At 61.8% G+C, this 17101-nt stretch carries 12 protein-coding genes; 3 read left to right on the top strand and 9 right to left on the bottom strand.

Going from position 1 to position 17101, the window contains the following annotated elements:
• Window positions 1–12: 12 nt before the first annotated feature.
• The 7 genes from IRI77_RS06210 to IRI77_RS06180 all read right to left on the bottom strand — a co-directional run bounded on the left by IRI77_RS06210 (window position 13) and on the right by IRI77_RS06180 (window position 8702).
• Entirely contained in the window at window positions 13–831 is an 819-nt protein-coding gene (locus tag IRI77_RS06210) for a bacterial transcriptional activator domain-containing protein (protein WP_194451205.1), read from the bottom strand.
• A gap of 12 nt (window positions 832–843) precedes the next feature.
• The gene (locus tag IRI77_RS06205; RefSeq protein ID WP_194451204.1) at window positions 844–3051 is read right to left on the bottom strand and encodes a hypothetical protein; all 2208 of its coding nucleotides are present in this window, start codon (window positions 3049–3051) and stop codon (window positions 844–846) included.
• Window positions 3052–3130: 79 nt separating this feature from the next.
• Complete coding sequence (locus tag IRI77_RS06200; RefSeq protein WP_194451203.1) at window positions 3131–3538, bottom strand: MotA/TolQ/ExbB proton channel family protein; 408 nt, start codon at window positions 3536–3538, stop codon at window positions 3131–3133.
• 20 nt (window positions 3539–3558) lie between these two features.
• Window positions 3559–4212 (bottom strand): hypothetical protein, encoded by a 654-nt coding sequence (locus IRI77_RS06195; RefSeq protein WP_194451202.1) that lies wholly within the window; start codon window positions 4210–4212, stop codon window positions 3559–3561.
• A 77-nt stretch (window positions 4213–4289) separates the two neighbouring features.
• On the bottom strand, window positions 4290–5621 hold the full coding sequence (locus IRI77_RS06190) for a PKD domain-containing protein (protein ID WP_194451201.1): 1332 nt from the start codon (window positions 5619–5621) through the stop codon (window positions 4290–4292).
• 100 nt (window positions 5622–5721) lie between these two features.
• Complete coding sequence (locus tag IRI77_RS06185; protein ID WP_194451200.1) at window positions 5722–8364, bottom strand: ABC transporter permease; 2643 nt, start codon at window positions 8362–8364, stop codon at window positions 5722–5724.
• A complete protein-coding gene (locus tag IRI77_RS06180; RefSeq protein ID WP_194451199.1) occupies window positions 8361–8702 on the bottom strand; it encodes a PadR family transcriptional regulator in 342 nt (113 codons plus the stop codon). Before IRI77_RS06180 ends, IRI77_RS06185 begins: the two co-directional genes overlap by 4 nt.
• Before the next feature lie 745 nt (window positions 8703–9447).
• Between IRI77_RS06180 and IRI77_RS06175 the strand changes: the two genes are divergently transcribed.
• Entirely contained in the window at window positions 9448–13053 is a 3606-nt protein-coding gene (locus tag IRI77_RS06175; RefSeq protein ID WP_228486621.1) for a TonB-dependent receptor, read from the top strand.
• A gap of 310 nt (window positions 13054–13363) precedes the next feature.
• Here the strand turns inward: IRI77_RS06175 and IRI77_RS06170 are convergent, their stop codons facing one another.
• Window positions 13364–14380: a sigma-54 interaction domain-containing protein gene (locus IRI77_RS06170; RefSeq protein ID WP_194453586.1), complete on the bottom strand. Its 1017-nt coding sequence runs from the start codon at window positions 14378–14380 to the stop codon at window positions 13364–13366.
• A gap of 20 nt (window positions 14381–14400) precedes the next feature.
• Between IRI77_RS06170 and IRI77_RS38565 the strand changes: the two genes are divergently transcribed.
• Complete coding sequence (locus tag IRI77_RS38565; protein ID WP_194451197.1) at window positions 14401–14790, top strand: helix-turn-helix domain-containing protein; 390 nt, start codon at window positions 14401–14403, stop codon at window positions 14788–14790.
• Complete coding sequence (locus IRI77_RS06160) at window positions 14787–15680, top strand: DDE-type integrase/transposase/recombinase (RefSeq protein WP_194451196.1); 894 nt, start codon at window positions 14787–14789, stop codon at window positions 15678–15680. Before IRI77_RS38565 ends, IRI77_RS06160 begins: the two co-directional genes overlap by 4 nt.
• 805 nt (window positions 15681–16485) lie before the next feature.
• On the opposite strand, the gene IRI77_RS06155 is transcribed toward IRI77_RS06160, so the two are convergent.
• A complete protein-coding gene (locus tag IRI77_RS06155; protein WP_194451195.1) occupies window positions 16486–17100 on the bottom strand; it encodes a response regulator in 615 nt (204 codons plus the stop codon).
• Window position 17101 lies beyond the last annotated feature (1 nt).

Genomic DNA, 17101 nt, shown 5'->3' with positions numbered 1-17101 from the left:
CTCAATCTGCGGTCAACGCGGGGCAACGAGACGGCGCATCAAATCGGCGATGCGCTGGTTCAGGACTCCATGCTGCTCCCGGGCGTGCATCTCCGCCGCCTGCTGTTGCGCCTCGCTGATGGCGATGGCTTGCCCATAGAACTGGAACGCCTCGCCGGTCCGCCCGGCTCGTTCCAGCAGTTCGGCCTTCATGCCGTGGGCCTGCGCGTTCTCAGGCTGCAACCGGATCCAATCCTCTGTATGAGCAATCGCTTCGTCGAGGGCGTTGCGCAACGCGGCATACTCCGCCAGCAGCCGCAGATGCTCCGCTCGCTCGCTGCTGGTAGGTTCCGCCGGCATGGCCCTGAGATCGACAGGGACCTCGCCCGCCTCCAGCGTGCCGTTCCACTCGTCACCCAGCGCGATGGTGCTGGTGTCGAGCGTGGCGCGCACGACATACGCGCCTTCAGGCAGCGCGGCCGTCTGCTCGGGCGAAAGGCTCCAGGCAGCTTCGGCCTGCTCGGCCGGATTCAGCACCAGACGCTGCTCCGGGGGCGTGTGCAGTGTGAATGCTACGTCCACGGCTTCCCCAGTGGAGTTGTACAGCGCGACCCGCACTGCCTTCGCCCAGGATTCGTCCAGGGCCGGCAGGACCACCGGTTGCCGCTCTTCTCCCTCCAGTGGCTCCACCATTTGGGGGTGCATCACAGACAACTCCAGGATCAGCGGCTGTCCACTCCGTAGCTGGGTCCTGGCGCGGCCGTTGGCGCTCAGCGAGAGCTCGGGCGTCGCGGACTGCGCGCCGCAGATAGCGGCCATCACCGTCGTCAGCAAAGCGATTCGAGTCTTCATGGGGATCTCCTGTCAGCGGGCCGGATGATCGTGGGCATCGTTCACGCAGATCATGTTGCGGCAGCCTCCGCGATTCGGCGACGCATCGCCGTGGCGCGACTGCGGCTGACGAGTAGCGTCGTTGTTGCCCGTGCCCACCGGACTGTCGCAGAGCTGCCGGCCGCGGCGCTGCTCCGGGATCACATAGAACGTGTCCGGCTGGGAGACGGATTCCGACAGCATCGCGTTTTCATAGCGCATCAGGCAGTCGTCGTTTCCGCTATGCTGGCCGCCTTTCTCGCCGACCAGCGGGAAGGCGAGGAAGGAGAAACCTGTTTCGGACTTCAGGTCTTCGTAGTAGTTGTCCAGATCCTTCTGCGGCCAGACCGTCGGATCGCTGAAGAGGCGATGGAGCTCCGCAGCGATGGGGCCGCCGGCATCCTCGCCGGATTCATTGATGACGTGCAGGAAGGCGCCGGAGTACCGCTCGTAGAGGGAAGGGACTTCCGCCCCCGGCGCCAGCTTCAACCGCCAGCTCTGCTTGTAGTCGCTCTCGCCGTGATGCCACACATTCACTGAATGCATCAGTTCATGCGCGATGGCTTTGTGCAGATAGTCGATGGGGCCTTTGCCGCGGGTGTCCGGCAGCTTTGGCGGGATCACGACAAGGTCCACGGTCTTTGGCGTGCCAATGTCGGTATACGACTTCGACCATGCTTGAGGGTGCGGCGTCTCTCCGGTTTCCAGCAGCACGACACCGTGCTGGTCCACAACATGCGGCGCGGATTCGTGGTTCTTGTTGATGACGTGCGACTCGGGATAGACCAGCAGTTCGTCGTCCTTCAGCCGGTGGTGCACTGTGAGCCCGGTTAGTTGCGCGAAGAGCGCAATCGCCGGCTTGGCTCGCGCGCCGATCTGGTCGAGGATGAACAGGTCCTTCTGGTCGGGCCGTGTGCGCAGGTGTTTGCCGTTCTCGTAGAAGCCGCGATACTCCTCATACAACGTGAGGCCGTCGCCCGCGTGCCCATCGCCGGTGGGCCGGTCGTCTTCGTCCACATCATCTGCGCCGCTGAAGCCCGTTTGCTCCTTCCAGGCGTCGGCGATCTTGGAGTCGGAGGAACGGCGCGGCAGGCGGGCCGCGGATTCGCCTTTATAGGTGCCTGTGACCGTGCGGCCATCGTCGAGCACCGCGCTGACACGGATCTGGCCCCAGGCACCCCAGTCATAGGCGCCGGCAGTGGCCATGCCGATCAAGCCGTCGCCCGGTCCTTCCGCGTGCAAACCTTGGTTCGAGACGCTGAGATCCGGGTTGAGATCCTGGCCGAAGGCAAGATCGGGCCGGCGCGAGGCGTCCTTCACCGGAAAGTTCATCGCGACACCCGGCACGGTGGAGGATTCCAGGTTGAACAGGAACTTCGTGACCCTCGCCTTGGGAGTTCCGCCCCCTTTCTTTTGGAGCTCGGCCCGGATCTGGATGCTGTTGCCCCACTGCCGCTCTGAGCGTGTGCCCTCGGGGACCCAGTCGTGATAGTTCTGAGGCTCGAAGGTGAGCTCGACGTCTTCCGCCCCCAACGGCTGAAGGTTCCAGGTCACCTCGTAGTCGAAGGCCGGCACACCCGTGCCCAGGGCGGGTCCCGGGAAGATCCCCTTCACCGTCTTCGTCCCCTGCAGGGCGAGCCCGGTGGCCGGCAACTTCTCCTGGAACATGCGGCCCGCCGGCCCCCACGTGTAGTAAGAGGGCAGCGTCAGGAAAGGATTGCCGCAGATGGTGACCTTACCGATGCCGTCGATGCTGCTATCGGCGGGAAAGATGTTATAGGTGCCGTTGTCGTTCAGGTAGAAGTAGAACTGGCGCGGTTTGCCTTCGAAGTCGGTCGTGATGGAGCCGCCGCCCTTATTCGTGGTGACGGCGGTGCAGCCGGTGCCGGGGTTGAACTCCGTGTAGGTTTCATCCACCGCGGCCTTACCTTCGATGGTGCCGACCCAACCCTGCAGTTCAGGATCCCAGCGCGTGAGCCGGACCGTGCCTTCGCCGGAATGCACGATGTCCCAGGTGAAAGTGAGGCCCAGATAGCTGCCACTCCCCTTGGCGCTGGCGTGCACGGAGTAGGTGCCCGCCCACCCGGTCACATTGCGGAAGCGGGTCCACGACTGCGCGCCGGCGGGCCAGCAGGTAGCCAGAGTCAGGAAGATCAGGGCAGAGATCGGGCAGGGCAAGCCGCAGCGTCGCGAATCCAGCATCTTGTTTGGTTTCAGCCTCTGGATAGGACGCGTGTTCGAGGCGGAAACGGGATCAGGAGATGGGTGGAATGTTGCGCGATTATTTTCGGAGCGGAAGCAGGCAGAGCGCGTTGGCGAGTTCGAGGGTTGCGGATTTCATTTCGAGGGCGAGTTCGTCGAGCTCCTGGCAGAGATACCGGTAGATCCAGTAGCTGATCAGGCCCACCATCAGGCCAGCGGCTGAGCGCGCGATCGCGTAGGACAGATGGATAGCGATCCCGGCGAGGATTCCCGACTTTTCTCCGCCGTAGCTGCCGAACGAGCCAATGATGCCCGGCAGAGTGATGAAAATACCCAGAAGCGGCGCGATCACCGCGATGGTGGCCAGGCTGTCTACTCTCCTTCGAAACCTTGCCTGAACGACGGTGGCCGCCCGATCCATGGCTCGCACCACCGCTTCAATGACGAGTGACCGGGAAAGTGGCTCCATATTCCGGTTGGACACCACCGCGCCCCCTTTGTTTCCAATCACGCGCCGCCAGGCGCAGGAGCCGACGGGAACCAAGGCGTGTCCGGCCGGCATTCGTCGGGGTGCAGCACCAGGATGTCGCAGCGGCCGGGGTCACCCTTGATGCACTCGCGGCAGAAGATATCGGCGCGCGGATTGTCCCACTGCGAGCGCTCCGGCTCATACCCCTCGCGATAGTAAATCCAATCAGGCAGGTTGAAGTACCGGATGAGCTCCGCCTGGTTGATCCGGCAGCGGGCGGAGACAGTGGGGCCGTGCACGCTGAGCTGCTCCAGTTGTACCGCCAGGCCTGCCGTGCGCATGGCTCGTTCAATGGGTTGCAGATGCAGGCAGGTGGCCAGTGCGAAGGGATCCGTCTTGTACGCGCTCTGCGCGGGAGTCAGCGGCCGGACATAGGGCTTTGGAGGCGGAAGCTCCCGATTGCGCGTCCACAGGATCGGGAATGCAGCCCGCCCCGGCAGATGTCTCCACGGCACAATGCGCATCAGGAGGCAGTACACGGTTCCTGTGATGATTGCCAGGGTCACTGCCGCGAGGAAGCCGAATAGCTGATCCGGAATCGCCCGGGTCTTTTCGTGAATCCAGAAGCCGCCCGCGATGACGGCGGCAAAGCCCGTCGCAACGGAAAACATGGCGGCCAGCAGGGAGCGCATAGTCGATTGTAGCCGGAGGGACCATCGTTGGCGATTGAGGCAGGGGACGCCCGATGCGCGCAGGCGTCCCCTCCTGTTTAGACCACGCGAATGGTGACCGTCGACTGTGCACTGGCGCCAGTCCGGTCAGTGACGGTCAGGACGAGCCGGTAGATCCCCTTCCCGCTGAACTGCACCAGGGGCGCGGCCTTCCCATTGCCCAGAATCGCGGGTACCGCATAGCCCGGCGCTGAAGTCCATACATAGTTCAACACGCCCCCGTTGGTGGAGGTGGAAGCGGATCCATCCACAACAATCTGCGGGCTCTGCGTTTCCACCGTGTTTGCGTCGATCTTCGTGCCCTGCGCGGTGGCGACCGCGGTGACGCCCGTGGTGGTGGCCGTCGCCGGCAGGATCATGAACTCGAACTGAAACACGTTGCGGCTGTTCGGGCGGATGTGCGCCACGGCCCAGTGGACATCGGCCGAGCCGGGGACTTCCAGCCGCGTGAAGTTGATGATGCGGTTGCCGCGGGCATCCAGGGCGGCATCATACGCAACACAGTTGCCGGTGGCCGAGGTGCAGGCGGGCCAATTCTCGGTCAACGGCTTGTCCACGCGCATGTAGTGGCTGTCGCCCGACACCATCACCACCTCGCCATTGAACGCCTTGGTCTCCTCGCGCAGCGCGGCTACGAAGTCGGCGAAGCCGGAGTGCGTACTGCCCGTGCCGGTATCCATGAACGTCTCGAAGATGTTGGCCTGTATCAGCAGCATCAGGCCCAGGGCCTTGGTCTCACGCGCCGTCTGGAACGCCTTGTGCAACCAGGCCAGATTGGCCGCGCTGCGGGCCGTGTACTCCTTGTCATTGTCATAGAAAGGATTCGGCGCGCCCTGCGAGGTCCGGTACTCGTAGTTATTGTTGCTGCCCGGCATGTGAATGGTGGCGAACACCACGGGCGCCTTCACCAGCATCCGGTTCTCCGAATACAGGGCATACTGCGGATCGTCGCTCTGCACCATCAACTGCACGGGATTGCGGCCCAGGCTCATGTTCGACGAGAAGTAGGTCTTGCGGACCAGCGCCAGGCGGTCCAGCGGATCGTAGCCGCCGTTGTTGGCGCGCATACAGTCGGTCCACTCGTTGTCGCCGACAGAGTACATCAGCGGCTTGTCGAAGGAGTTGAACCAGTTCAAGGTCTTGACGTAGTGCGAATCGTCGCAGCGCGTGGAGCCGCTCTTCGTATCCCCGATATGCACGGTGAGGTCGACGCCGGATTTATTGATATCGGCGATCATCCGCTCGTACTTCGGCTCGGCCGAGGCGCCGTAGGGCACATCCCCGATCAACGCAACGTCATAGGCGGATTGGGCGCAGACCGCGAGAGGGAGACACGCCCAGAGTGTCAGCAACAGAGGCTTGAAGTTCATGGTTGGCTGTCCATTGTTCCCCGGGCCGATTGCAACCGCATGACGGTTGTATAGCGAATGCGAGAATTTCTCGGGCGCGCCGCGGGCGAATGAACGTGCGCTACTCCGCCCGCAGCGCCCGCACCGGATCGATGGACGCCGCGCGCCGCGCAGGGAAGTAGGCCGCCGAGGCAGCCGTCAGGGCCAGCACCACGCACGCCGCCGTCAGCAGCAGCGGGCTGGTGGACGAGACTCCGATGAGCAACTGGCTGATGAGCCGGCCCACCGCCAGTGCGCCCGCCAGGCCCAGGACGATTCCGGTGAGCACCAGCCGCGTGGCCCGCCTGAGAACGAGTCCCAACACCTCGTGACGGCTTGCGCCCAGCGCGATGCGCACCCCGAACTCCCGCGTCCGCCGCACCACCGAATAGGCCAGCACGCCGTACAGTCCGACCACCGTGAGCAGCAGCGCAATGCCGGCAAAGCCGCCCAGCAGGTAGACCGGCACGCGCGCCTGTGCGAAGCCTTTCGTGAGGATCGTGTCGAGCGTGACGACGTCGAAGACCGGGAGTTGCTTGTCGAGCGCCGACACCGTTCGGCGGATCTCCGGCTCCAGCAATCCTGGAGCCGCCGCGCTGCGCACCACAACCGACGCGCAGCACCAGGGCAGCTGTTTATACGGGAAGTAATAAATGGGATCGGCGGCGGCCTTCAGCATGGACTGCCGGGCATTGCCGACGATGCCGATAATCTGGCGCATCTTGGGGTCGCCCGGTCCGGTGGAGGCGCCCGGTTGGATCCACTTGCCCACTGCGTCCTCGCCCGGAAAGAAGCGGTCGGCGAAGGCGCGATTCACCACCAGCACCGGCGGCGCACTGTCGTCGTCCCGTTCCGTGAAGCCGCGGCCCTGCAGCAGCGGGGCGCCTATCGTTTTGAAGTAGCCAGGCGTGACGAGCGCCATGTCCGACGAAGGCCGCTCGGACGGCCGTGCGGGCCGCTCCTGGATGTTGAAGGCGATGTGCATCTGGCTGCCGGTCAGCGGCAGGGGCATGGCCAGGGCGGCCGCTTCCACTCCAGGCAGGCTCGCCAGGCGGTCCAGCAGTTCGGAATGGAAGCTGAGCTGGCGGGGCTTCGGATACGCCTTGCCGGGCAGGTCGACACTGAAGCTCAGGACGCGCTCCGGCTGCAGGCCCAGGTCCCGGCGCAGCAGTTGGACGAAGCTCGCGATCAGCAGGCTCGCCGCGCTGAGCAGCACGAGGCCCAACGCGATCTGTCCAACGCAAAGTGCCCCGCGGAGCCCGTCGGAGTTGTCCGTGACACTGCGGCCGCCCTCCCGCAGGCCGGCCTGGAAATCGGACTTCGCCACGCGAATCGCCGGCGCCAGGCCGAACAGAACGGTCGTGAGAATTGCCAGCGCCACTGAGAAACCCAGGACGCGGCCGTCGATACTGGTCTCCTGGATCCTGGGCACGGCGTCGCCCACAAGAGGCAGCAGGAACTGGGCGGTCCACATCGCGGCCGCGATCCCGAGACCGCAGCCGATGACCGAGAGTGTAAGGCTCTCCGTAATCAGTTGCCGGACGATGCGGCCCTGGCCCGCCCCGATCGCCGCCCGCAGGGCGAATTCCCTTGAGCGTTCAGCGGTTCGTGACAGCAGCAGATTCGCAATATTGGCGCAGGCGATCAGCAGCACCAGGCCCACGGCGCCCAACAGCAGGAACAACGGGCCTTTCGCCTCACCCGCCAGGGCTGAGGCCGCCGGCAGTACCTGCGTCTTGGCCATGTTCTTGTTGGAATCCGGATAGGCGCGCGCCAGCGATGCCGCCACTACATCGAGTTGTGCCCGCGCCTGCCGCATCGACACGCCGGGTTTCAGCCGGGCGAGCGCGCTCAACAGACGGGCGCCCCGTTGCTTCGTGATCGGGGTAATGGTGGAGGAGTCGGCATCCCGGCCCAGGGTCAGCCAGACGCCCACCGTCCGGTCGCCAGGCGGGAACGCAAAGTCCCGTGGTGCGATTCCGACCACTGTATGCGGCTGGCTGTCGACCGTCACGCTGCGGCCCACAATGCCGGGGTCGCCGCCGAACTCGTCGCGCCACACTTCGTGACTCAGCACCACGGCTCGTTGACCGGATTCCTCCTCCTGCCGCACAAAGCCCCGGCCCAGCGCCGGCTGGATGCCCAGCAGCGGGAAGAGATCCCAGGAGACGATCTGCGCCCGTACGTGAACAGGCCGCGAAGAGCCGGTGAGCGTGGCATCCGTCGAACGGAAGCTCACCAGGTGTTCAAAGACCGTGTTGTCCTTGCGGAGGTCGAAGAAATTGGGATAGGAGAAGTCGGAGATCTCCTCCGGGCGGCGGGCGTCAATCGCCCCCACCACGGCCAGCCGCTCCGGTTGGGCGAACGGCAACGGGCGCAGTACCACCGCGTTCACCACGCTGAACACAACCGTGTTGGCCCCGATGCCGAGCGCCAACGTCAGGATACAGGCGAGGGTGAAGGAAGGCGACTTCCGCAACTGCCGCAGCGCAAAGCGGACGTCGGTCAGGAAATCCTCAACCGCCGCCCAGCGCCAGACGTCGCGGCCCTGCTCTTCCAGGCTGGCCGGATTGCCAAAGGCCCGCCGGGCCGCCAACTCCGCGTCCTTGCGCGGCAGCCCGCCCGCCATGAGCTCCTCCACCTTCTCTTCCATGTGCTGGCGGATCTCCTCCGCCAGATCACGGTCCAATTGGCGCCGCGAGAATAGCTGTTGGATCCAGTTCATGGCTTCACCGGGGACAGGACAAGGCGAATCCCTTCCAGCATGCGCTCAAAACTGCGCACCTCCTGCGCGAGGTGTTTTGCGCCGGCCTCTGAGATCTCATAGATGCGCACCCGCCGGCCGGTCGACGAGACGCCCCAGTCCGCTTTGACGAGGCCGCTCTTCAACATTCTCTGCAGGGCGGGGTAGAGGGACCCCTCCTCCACCTGCAGCAGGTCGTTCGAGTTCCGCTGAATGTGCTGCACCAGGGCATAGCCGTGCAGCGGCTGTCCGCTCAGGGTCTGGAGCACCATCATCTCCAGTGCCCCGGGAAACAGGTCTTTTCGCTCGGTGTTCTTCATGTGTGGCTGCCCGGCATACTTGTTCGCACAAGGCCTAGAGTAAACAAGCATGCGACGTCCGTCAAGCTGATTTCGGTTGGCGGCCAGTGATCTCACCTGGATGCGAGCCGCCTGCAGGTAGGGATAAGACCTTAGGTCGGCATCTGCAAATCATGTAATGAGCATTAGGGTGCGCCGTTGATTTGTTCAGCGCGCTCGCCGGGTAATGTAAACTTCGGCCACTGCACGTCGAACATGCGTCCGCAATGAATGTGGATTGTGTGGTGTAGGTTGCGCAACGGTTTGCGCCGGCTGCGGCCTCGAACGCGGCACGGGGTGGCCTGAGGACTTGTCGAGAGATGAGGGCGGAAGCCGGTCTGGCCGTCCGTGATTCCGCCAACTGGCGTACTGTATTCCTTCGAACTGGAAGCGTCACGTAAATCTACTAATAACAATGGGTTAACGATCAAGAATCGCTCTGGTTCCGATTCGCGGGAAGCTAACCGCCGCTCAGCATGGGAGCCATCCACCCAACACTTGCGAATCGCAATTGACAGGCGCTTTGAGTCATTTTGGCCACACATCGCTTGACACGTCCGGCCGGGCTATGGTGGGCGCCCTCCTTGCTTTCAGCGAATTACGCAGCTTAAGGATGCTTTAGAAAAGCAGCGCTAACCGTAGTCAATAAGGGTTACCAGTGTTAAACTGATTGGTAACAAGTCAAGACTGATAGTCCTGACTTCTGTCTCTTCAGGAGTCCCAAAACGTGCCACGAAGACATGTAAGCTCTACCCGCTTATTCACATTCGTTACAACTTTAGTTTTTGTTACATTGTTCACACAGGGCGCTTTGCTTGCCCAGGTCGCCGGCCGGCTGAGCGGGAGCGTCGTTGATTCCACAGGTGCTTCGGTGCCCAACGCCCAGGTCCGCGTCTTCCTGTCCGGCGGCAAGGACGCTGTGATGGAAACCACCACCAACAGCGCAGGCCTGTTCTCCTTCGTCGCGGTTCGGCCAGAATCCTATGAAGTGGAAGTTACCGCCAGCGGTTTCGCGGCCTCGCGTGCCACTGGCGTCAAGGTCAATCCGATTCAGGAAACCAACCTTCCCCCGTTCACCCTGGAAGTAAAAACCACGCAGGTCACCGTTGAAGTTGCCGCCATCGTGCAGGGAGTGCAGACCGCCAACAGCGAGATCTCCTCTACGGTCACTTCCAGCCAGGTTCAGAACCTGCCTGTTCTCGATCGCCAGGTGAGCTCCCTTTTCCTCACTCAGCCCGGAGTCAGCTCGGGCCGTGGCTCGACCGTTGTCAACGGTATGCGTACGTCGTTCGCGAACGTCACCCTGGACGGTATCAATATCCAGGACAATTTCATCCGTACCAACTCGTTGGACTACATCCCCACAAAGACCACGATTGACCAAATTGCGGAAATTACCATCGCGACCTCGAATGCCTCCACCACCATTGGCGGCGGCGGCGCACAGATGGTGCTCGTCACGCGTTCCGGCTCGAACGATTGGCATGGTGCTTTGTACTGGTACAACCGCAACAGCGCTCTGTCGGCGAATGACTGGTTTAACAACCGCGCCGGTGTCGGCGTCCCGTTCCTGAACCTCAATCAGCCCGGAGGCTCAATCGGCGGCCGCATCATCCGCGACAAGCTGTTCTTTTACACCAACTACGAAGCCTACCGTCTGCGCCAGCAGACCTCCACACTCCGCACCACCCTGCTTGGCGACGCCCGCAACGGCATCTTTACATACAAAGACACCGGCGGCGTGACGAAGACGGCCAATCTGCTCAGCATGCGCGGTATTCAGATTGATCCCGCTATCAAGAGCATGCTAGGCCAATTGCCCACGGCCAACAGCGTTGACGCCGGCGACGGCCTGAATACGTCCGGCTATCTGTTCAATGCGCGTTCCAACGAAGACCGCAACCACTTCATCTACAAGGGTGACTACTACCTGTCTGCGAAACACAGCTTCACTGGTACCTACAACTACACTAGTGACAAGGTGGATCGCCCCGACCTTGGTGATTTCTTCACCACGGTTCCGCCGGTCTTCAACGACAACCACAACCACCTGCTCAGCGCGGCATGGCGTTGGATGGCCACTCCGACCCTGACCAACGAACTCCGTGGCGGCTTCAATCTCGGACCGGGCACCTTCAATGTCAGCAACGACTATTCGAAGTACGTCGTAGCGGGTCTGATCTTCAGCAACCCCTCGAATACGTTCCTCAAACAGGGCCGCGATACGAATACCTACACCCTCCAGGACAATGCAACCTGGCTGAAGGGTAAGCACGAAGTCGCTTTTGGCTTCCAGTCCCAATACATCCGTACCTCGCCCTTCAACGATGCTGGCATCCTGCCCCAGTACACGCTGGGCATCAGTACCGGGAATACCACGGGCTTCCTGGCCTCCGAGCTCCCCGGCATTCGCTCCTCTGATTTGAACACGGCCAACTCGCTCTACACTTCACTGGGCGGTATTGTCAGCCGCTACGACCAGACTTTCAACGTGACCGGTCGCGACTCCGGTTTCGTGAATGGCGCCACCAACCTGCGCCAGTTGAGCTACGACACCTATGCCGGCTACGTCAGCGACAAATGGCGGGTGCTGCCGCGGTTGACCCTCAACCTCGGCCTGCGTTACGAATACTGGGCTCGCCTGAACGAGAAGAATTCCCTCTTCCTGCTGCCCACGCTCATCAATAACGACGTACGCGGCACGCTGCTGAACCCGAATGCCTCGTTCGATTTTGCCGGCAACAGCGTGGGCCGTCCTTACTACAACAAGGACCTGAATAACTTCGCGCCCAGCATCGGCTTCGCGTATGACCTCACTGGCCATCAGAAGACCGTCCTGCGCGGCGGCTACAGCATCAGCTACGTCAACGACGATACGATCACTGCAGTCCGCAACAACATCACCACCAATGTTGGCCTCTCCTCCACGGTGACCAACCCCAATGTCGTGGCCACTCTTGCCACCGCGCCTTCCGTTCCCGTCGCGGTCTACAAAGTGCCTCGCACGCAGGTGGACAACTACGCCCTCAGCACCTCGGCCGCCATCGGCATGCCCGATCCGAACCTGCGTACGCCCTACGTTCAGCAGTTCACTTTGGGCATTCAGCACGAAATCAAAGGCACGGTCATCGAAGCTCGGTACCTGGGCAACCATGGCGTGAAGCTCTTCCGCGCCTATGACTACAATCAGGTGCAGATCGGTCCGAATGGCTTCCTCGCCGACTTCAAGCGCGCCCAGGCAAATGGCTTTGCGGCGCTGTCTTCCACTGGTAAATTCGATCCGCGCTACGACGCCACGGTTGCTGGTAGTCAGCCGCTGCCGTTCTTCGATCAACTCGGCAGCAAGGGGCTGCTGACCAATTCCACCGTCATCGCCTACATCCGTCAGGGTGAACCCGGAACTTTGGCCGAGGTCTATCAAACCAATAAGTTAAATGGCCCGTTCAGCTTCTTCCGCAACCCGAACGCTCTCGGTGCGAACACGATCGCGAACGCGTCGAATTCCACTTACAATGCGGCCCAGGTGGATGTCCGCCGCCGCATCAGCCGGGGCCTCCAGGTCCAGGGGAACTACACATTCTCTAAGGTGATGAGCGACACCACTGGTGACGGCCAGACCCGATTCGAATCCTACCTGGATGAGAACAATGGCAAGCTGGAGCGCGCCCGCGCGCCGTTCGACATCACCCACGTCATCAAGGGCAACTTCTACTACGAACTCCCCTATGGCGCAGGCAAGACTTTCAGCGGCAGCCACATGATGAATCAGATCTTCGGCGGATGGTCGCTGAGCGGCATTATGACTTACCAGTCAGGTACGCCGTTCTCCATCTTCTCGAATCGCGGCACCCTGAACCGTGGAGCCCGTTCCACCGGCACCAACACGGCCAGCATCGCCGGCCTGACGAAGGACCAGTTGGATTCCTCGGTCGGCGGTCTGTTCATGAACGGCAATGGCCCGTTCTTCGTGTCGCCCTCGCTCATCGGCTCCGACGGCCGCGGCGTCAACAGCGACGGTTCTGGCACCTACACCGGGCAGATCTTCTACAACCCGGCCGCCGGCACGCTCGGCAACCTGCAGCGCCGCATGTTCTCGGGCCCCTGGCTCTTCAACTTCGACGCCTCCATCGCCAAGCGCGTCGTCTTCGCGGAACGGCATTCGGTGGACCTCCGCATGGACGTTTACAACCTGCCCAACCACCCGTCGTTCTACGCAGGCAACGAGACGAGCAGCACGACCCGCTTCAACATCAACCAGACCACGTTCGGTCGCATTGCCTCGACGCTCAATGCGGCCCGTATCGTCCAGTTCGGTATGTACTACCGCTTCTAGTCCGAACGCAGGCGCCGCGCAACCCTCCCGCGCGCCGCCATCGCAAACAGAAAAGGCCGCCTCCAACCGGGGCGGCCTTTTCGTTTTTCCAGCGACGGGAGAACGCGCAGTACGATAGTTAGCCATGAGCTGTGACCGCCTGACGTGAGCCTTTCATACTCAGCGATGAGGGTCCCGAACCCGAGCACCAGCTTCAGTCCGGCACCTTGATGGTACGGAATTCTCTTGACCCGAAGCTCGAGAGAGGCCGTCACGACGAAACCGCGTGCCCGCCTGCCGCGAACGACGGTTGACCACGCGCGCCGCCAGTTCAACAGTTCGCGGCAGCATAGCATTGCTGGTCGGTCAACGTCCCAACGCCGCGCGCCCGCGCCGATCGGCGGGGTTCGATCCCCAGCTTCCGCATCTTATAAATCAGCGTCGTTCGGGCCAATCCGAGCCGGTTCGCCGCTCCGTCCTGCCCGCCGATCATCCAATCGGTTTGCTTCAACGTCTCCAGAATATGCTCTCGATCAGCGTCGGCAAGCGTCCGTGCAGCACTCTCCGAAGGCTGCTTCACGGTCTGCTTCAGGCCTAGAGGCAGACGCAACACGGAGCCAGGCGAAAACAGTACCGCGCGTTCGATGACGTTTTGCAGCTCCCGGATATTGCCCGGCCAATCATGAGCCTTGAGTGCCGCCACCACTTCATCGGGAATCAGATCGATGGGTCTGTTGAGACGCGCCGCGAACTTCGCTACAAAGAATTCTGTCAGCGCCAGAATGTCCTGGGCGCGTTCACGTAACGGGGGAAGGCAGATTGGAATCACATTTAGCCGGTAGAATAGGTCCGCCCGAAACAGCTTTTTGCTCACGAGTTCGGCTAGGTCCTGGTTGGTCGCCGCAACTACACGGACATTCACCCGAACCGTCTGTGCACTGCCCAATCGCTCGAACTCCTGCTCTTGCAGGACGCGCAGCAGTTTAGGCTGAAGCTCCAGGGGCATGTCCCCAATCTCGTCCAGGAAGAGCGTTCCCCCATCGGCCGCTTGGAATCTTCCCCTCGTTGGCGCCCAAGCTCCCGTGAATGCGCCTTTCTCGTAACCGAACAGTTCGCTCTCCAACAACGCGCTCGGAATGGCCGCACAGTTAAGGGCAACAAAACGGTTGTTACGGCGAGGACTGGCCTCGTGAATCGCCTTCGCGATCACTTCTTTGCCAGTGCCGGTTTCACCCTGGATTAAGACAGCGGAGTCTACCGGTGCAACCCTCTCGACTTCTGTCAGTAATGCCCGAAATCTCGGACTGGAACCGATCTCTCCCGCCCCGCGATTTTCTTGGACACTGATTTGAAGAAAGGAGAGTCAGCATGTCCAGCAACAAGCAATCGGTCCCGGGGGCCTCGGAGGGAGCCCGAAGGGCGACCTCCGAGGCCCCCGGGACCGGCCGCCGAGGCAAGGGCCGCTGGTCGGCCAAGCGCAAGATGGCGGTCGTTCTTGAGTTCCTCCGAGGCGAGGATCTGGAGAGCTTGAGCCGCAAATACGCGGTCACCGCCGCCACGCTGTCCGATTGGCGGGACGCGTTTCTCGCCAGCGGCGAGGCTGGCCTGAAGATCCGCGAAGACGATCTGGTCGATGAGCAGGGCCGGCGCATGAAGTCCGTCATCGCCGAACTCGCCATGACCGTCGAACTGCAACGCGAGCGCATCCAGCAACTGGAGAACGCCAACCCTTCTCTGAAGTGGAGGTCGAAGCGATGAGCCAAGCCCAGTCGCCCTCCACTGGCCGCAAGTACGGGCGGGCTCGTGTTCTGACCGTGTGGGGCCAGCCGCGCTCGACGTTCTATGCCAGGCAGCAGAGAGCACGCCAACCCGCGGCTTTGCAGCGGCGCGGTCCGAAGACGAAGTACACAGATGCCGAGTTGTTGGAGCAGATCCGCGCCGTCCTGGCGGCTTCGCCCTTCCATGGCGAGGGGCATCGCAAGATCTGGGCGAGACTGCGAGCCCAAGCGGTCCGCACCTCCAAGCCACGCGTCCTGCGCCTGACGCGAGAGAACGAACTGCTGGCGCCGCAACGGCAGCTCGTGCCGGTGGAGGAGAAGTTGCATGACGGTTCCATCGTGACCAGCCAGCCCAACCAGATGTGGGGCACCGATGCCACCGCTACCGTTACCCTCGCCGATGGCCAGGTCACTGTCTTCGCCGCCATCGACCACTGCACCGCCGAGTGCGTGGGCATTCACGCCGTCAAGCGCGCCACCCGCTTTGAGGCACTGGAACCATTGCGACAGGGCGTGCGTGAGCACTTCGGCGCCTTCGGCCCCAAAGCCGCCGCCGGCTTGCAGATCCGCCACGACCACGGCTCGCAATACATGAGCGACCACTTTCAAAACGAGCTCCGCTTTCTCGGCATGGATTCCTCGCCTGCCTTTGTCCGTGAACCCGAATGCAATGGCTGCATTGAGCGTTTCTTCCGCACTCTCAAAGAGCAGCTTCTCTGGGTGCGGCACTTCCAGGACCTCGAAGAATTGCAGGCCGCACTGCGCGAGTTCCGCGATCGCTACAACCGCGAGTGGCTGATCGAACGTCTCAGCTTTCAGTCTCCGCGACAGGCTCGCGAGCGCCTCCTTGCGCTCCAGCATGCCGCATGATTATGGTGAATTTACTGTCCAAGAAATCGCGCGCGCAACAGACTGGAACCGATCAAATCTAAAGTGGCCATCGTCTTCTCCTCTTTGGATCAATAATGGAATGGACCGCCAGTGAGAGGGCGCCTTTCCCCCTTCCGCTGTCGTCATGACATCCCGAGGAACATGACCTGGATCAAGAAAACTCCCAGTATCTCCAGGTCACCGTTTTTCTGTCATTCATTCTGGCGGCAATCCCGGACGGGTTCACCCCCCAATCGTTCTCGATCGGGTCCCTCGGTTTTGCAGCCCCGGTCCCTCTCTAGAGGGATGAGTTCCTACCCCGAGTACGGTTCGCCATCTTGAAGCGCTTTCTACCGAAAAGGCGAGCGTCGATAGACCATGCACCAGGGCCGAGCATCGCCACGCCAGCGGTTACCACGGCCAATATGACGTGAATCAAGCGGCTGTCCAGCTCTGAAGGACTAGGTGAGAATGCGATCCATAGCTCGTCAAGAGTGATGACTGTCCCCACAATGGGCGTCCACAGGCCGGCGGCTAGAAAGATGCCGCCGACTCCCTCGATAGTGCCTCGAGCGACAATGCTTGGTGCTCCGGGCGTGACAAAGAAGGGCCTGATGCCAAGATAGATCAGGGCGATCCCGACGCCAAGCCTCAGCAGCAAAAGGCCGAACCCGGGCCAGCTGTTAGGAAAGGTCGAAAATAGACGTTGCAGAGTAGATCCCAACCTCATGGTATGGAACCTGCACCGTGGGCCGATACGCCCGGAATGGCTGCGGGCCATCCCCCATTCGAGGGATATAATCGCCTATAACGCTATGATTCCGCGCCTGAGTGCTATTGTCACGGCATGAGTCCGATCGTTTGCACCAAGCTTGGGTAGAATGTTTTTCACGTGATGCTTAACGGTTTCCTCGGTAAGCCCTAATAGCTTAGCGATCTCCTTATTGGCATTCCCAGCGGAGATCAGCCGCAACACGTCTGTTTCCCGTGGGGTCAAGGCGTCGTCCGTGGCATGCTCTGCAATTTCGGCCGCACTCTCTGATGACATTCGCTTATGGCCGGCATGAACCGCGCGAATCGTCTCGAGTAGTTCCTTTCTCAACATGTCCTTTAACAGGTACCCTCGCGCGCCGCTTTTCAAAGCGCGGGAAACCTGGACATCACCGGCGTAGCTTGTCAATACGACGATTCGCGCTTCCGGGAACTCTCCGCGAATCGCACTCAACGCATCAATGCCGCTCATTTCCGGCATTTGTAAGTCCATCAACGTAACATCTGGACGGTGTATTCGGAACTGCTCGACCGCTTCACGTCCGTTCGAAGCTTCCGCGACCAATTCCATATCCGCTTGCCTCCCGATCAGCGCGGCGATGCCTTCGCGGACGACGGGATGGTCGTCTACTGACAGAATTCGGATCATA

Source organism: Paludibaculum fermentans (assembly GCF_015277775.1).
Taxonomy (GTDB): domain Bacteria; phylum Acidobacteriota; class Terriglobia; order Bryobacterales; family Bryobacteraceae; genus Paludibaculum; species Paludibaculum fermentans.
The sequence above is the reverse complement of the archived record's forward strand: the minus strand, read 5'-3'. Positions and strand labels throughout refer to the sequence as shown.

Excerpts from the sequence above, each read along its gene's own strand:
- IRI77_RS06210 (WP_194451205.1), bottom strand. The coding sequence starts at position 831 with ATGAAGACTCGAATCGCTTTGCTGACGACGGTGATGGCCGCTATCTGC.
- IRI77_RS06205 (WP_194451204.1), bottom strand. The coding sequence starts at position 3,051 with ATGCTGGATTCGCGACGCTGCGGCTTGCCCTGCCCGATCTCTGCCCTG.
- IRI77_RS06195 (WP_194451202.1), bottom strand. The coding sequence starts at position 4,212 with ATGCGCTCCCTGCTGGCCGCCATGTTTTCCGTTGCGACGGGCTTTGCC.
- IRI77_RS06190 (WP_194451201.1), bottom strand. The coding sequence starts at position 5,621 with ATGAACTTCAAGCCTCTGTTGCTGACACTCTGGGCGTGTCTCCCTCTC.
- IRI77_RS06185 (WP_194451200.1), bottom strand. The coding sequence starts at position 8,364 with ATGAACTGGATCCAACAGCTATTCTCGCGGCGCCAATTGGACCGTGAT.
- IRI77_RS06180 (WP_194451199.1), bottom strand. The coding sequence starts at position 8,702 with ATGAAGAACACCGAGCGAAAAGACCTGTTTCCCGGGGCACTGGAGATG.
- IRI77_RS38565 (WP_194451197.1), top strand. The coding sequence starts at position 14,401 with ATGTCCAGCAACAAGCAATCGGTCCCGGGGGCCTCGGAGGGAGCCCGA.
- IRI77_RS06160 (WP_194451196.1), top strand. The coding sequence starts at position 14,787 with ATGAGCCAAGCCCAGTCGCCCTCCACTGGCCGCAAGTACGGGCGGGCT.
- IRI77_RS06155 (WP_194451195.1), bottom strand. The coding sequence starts at position 17,100 with ATGATCCGAATTCTGTCAGTAGACGACCATCCCGTCGTCCGCGAAGGC.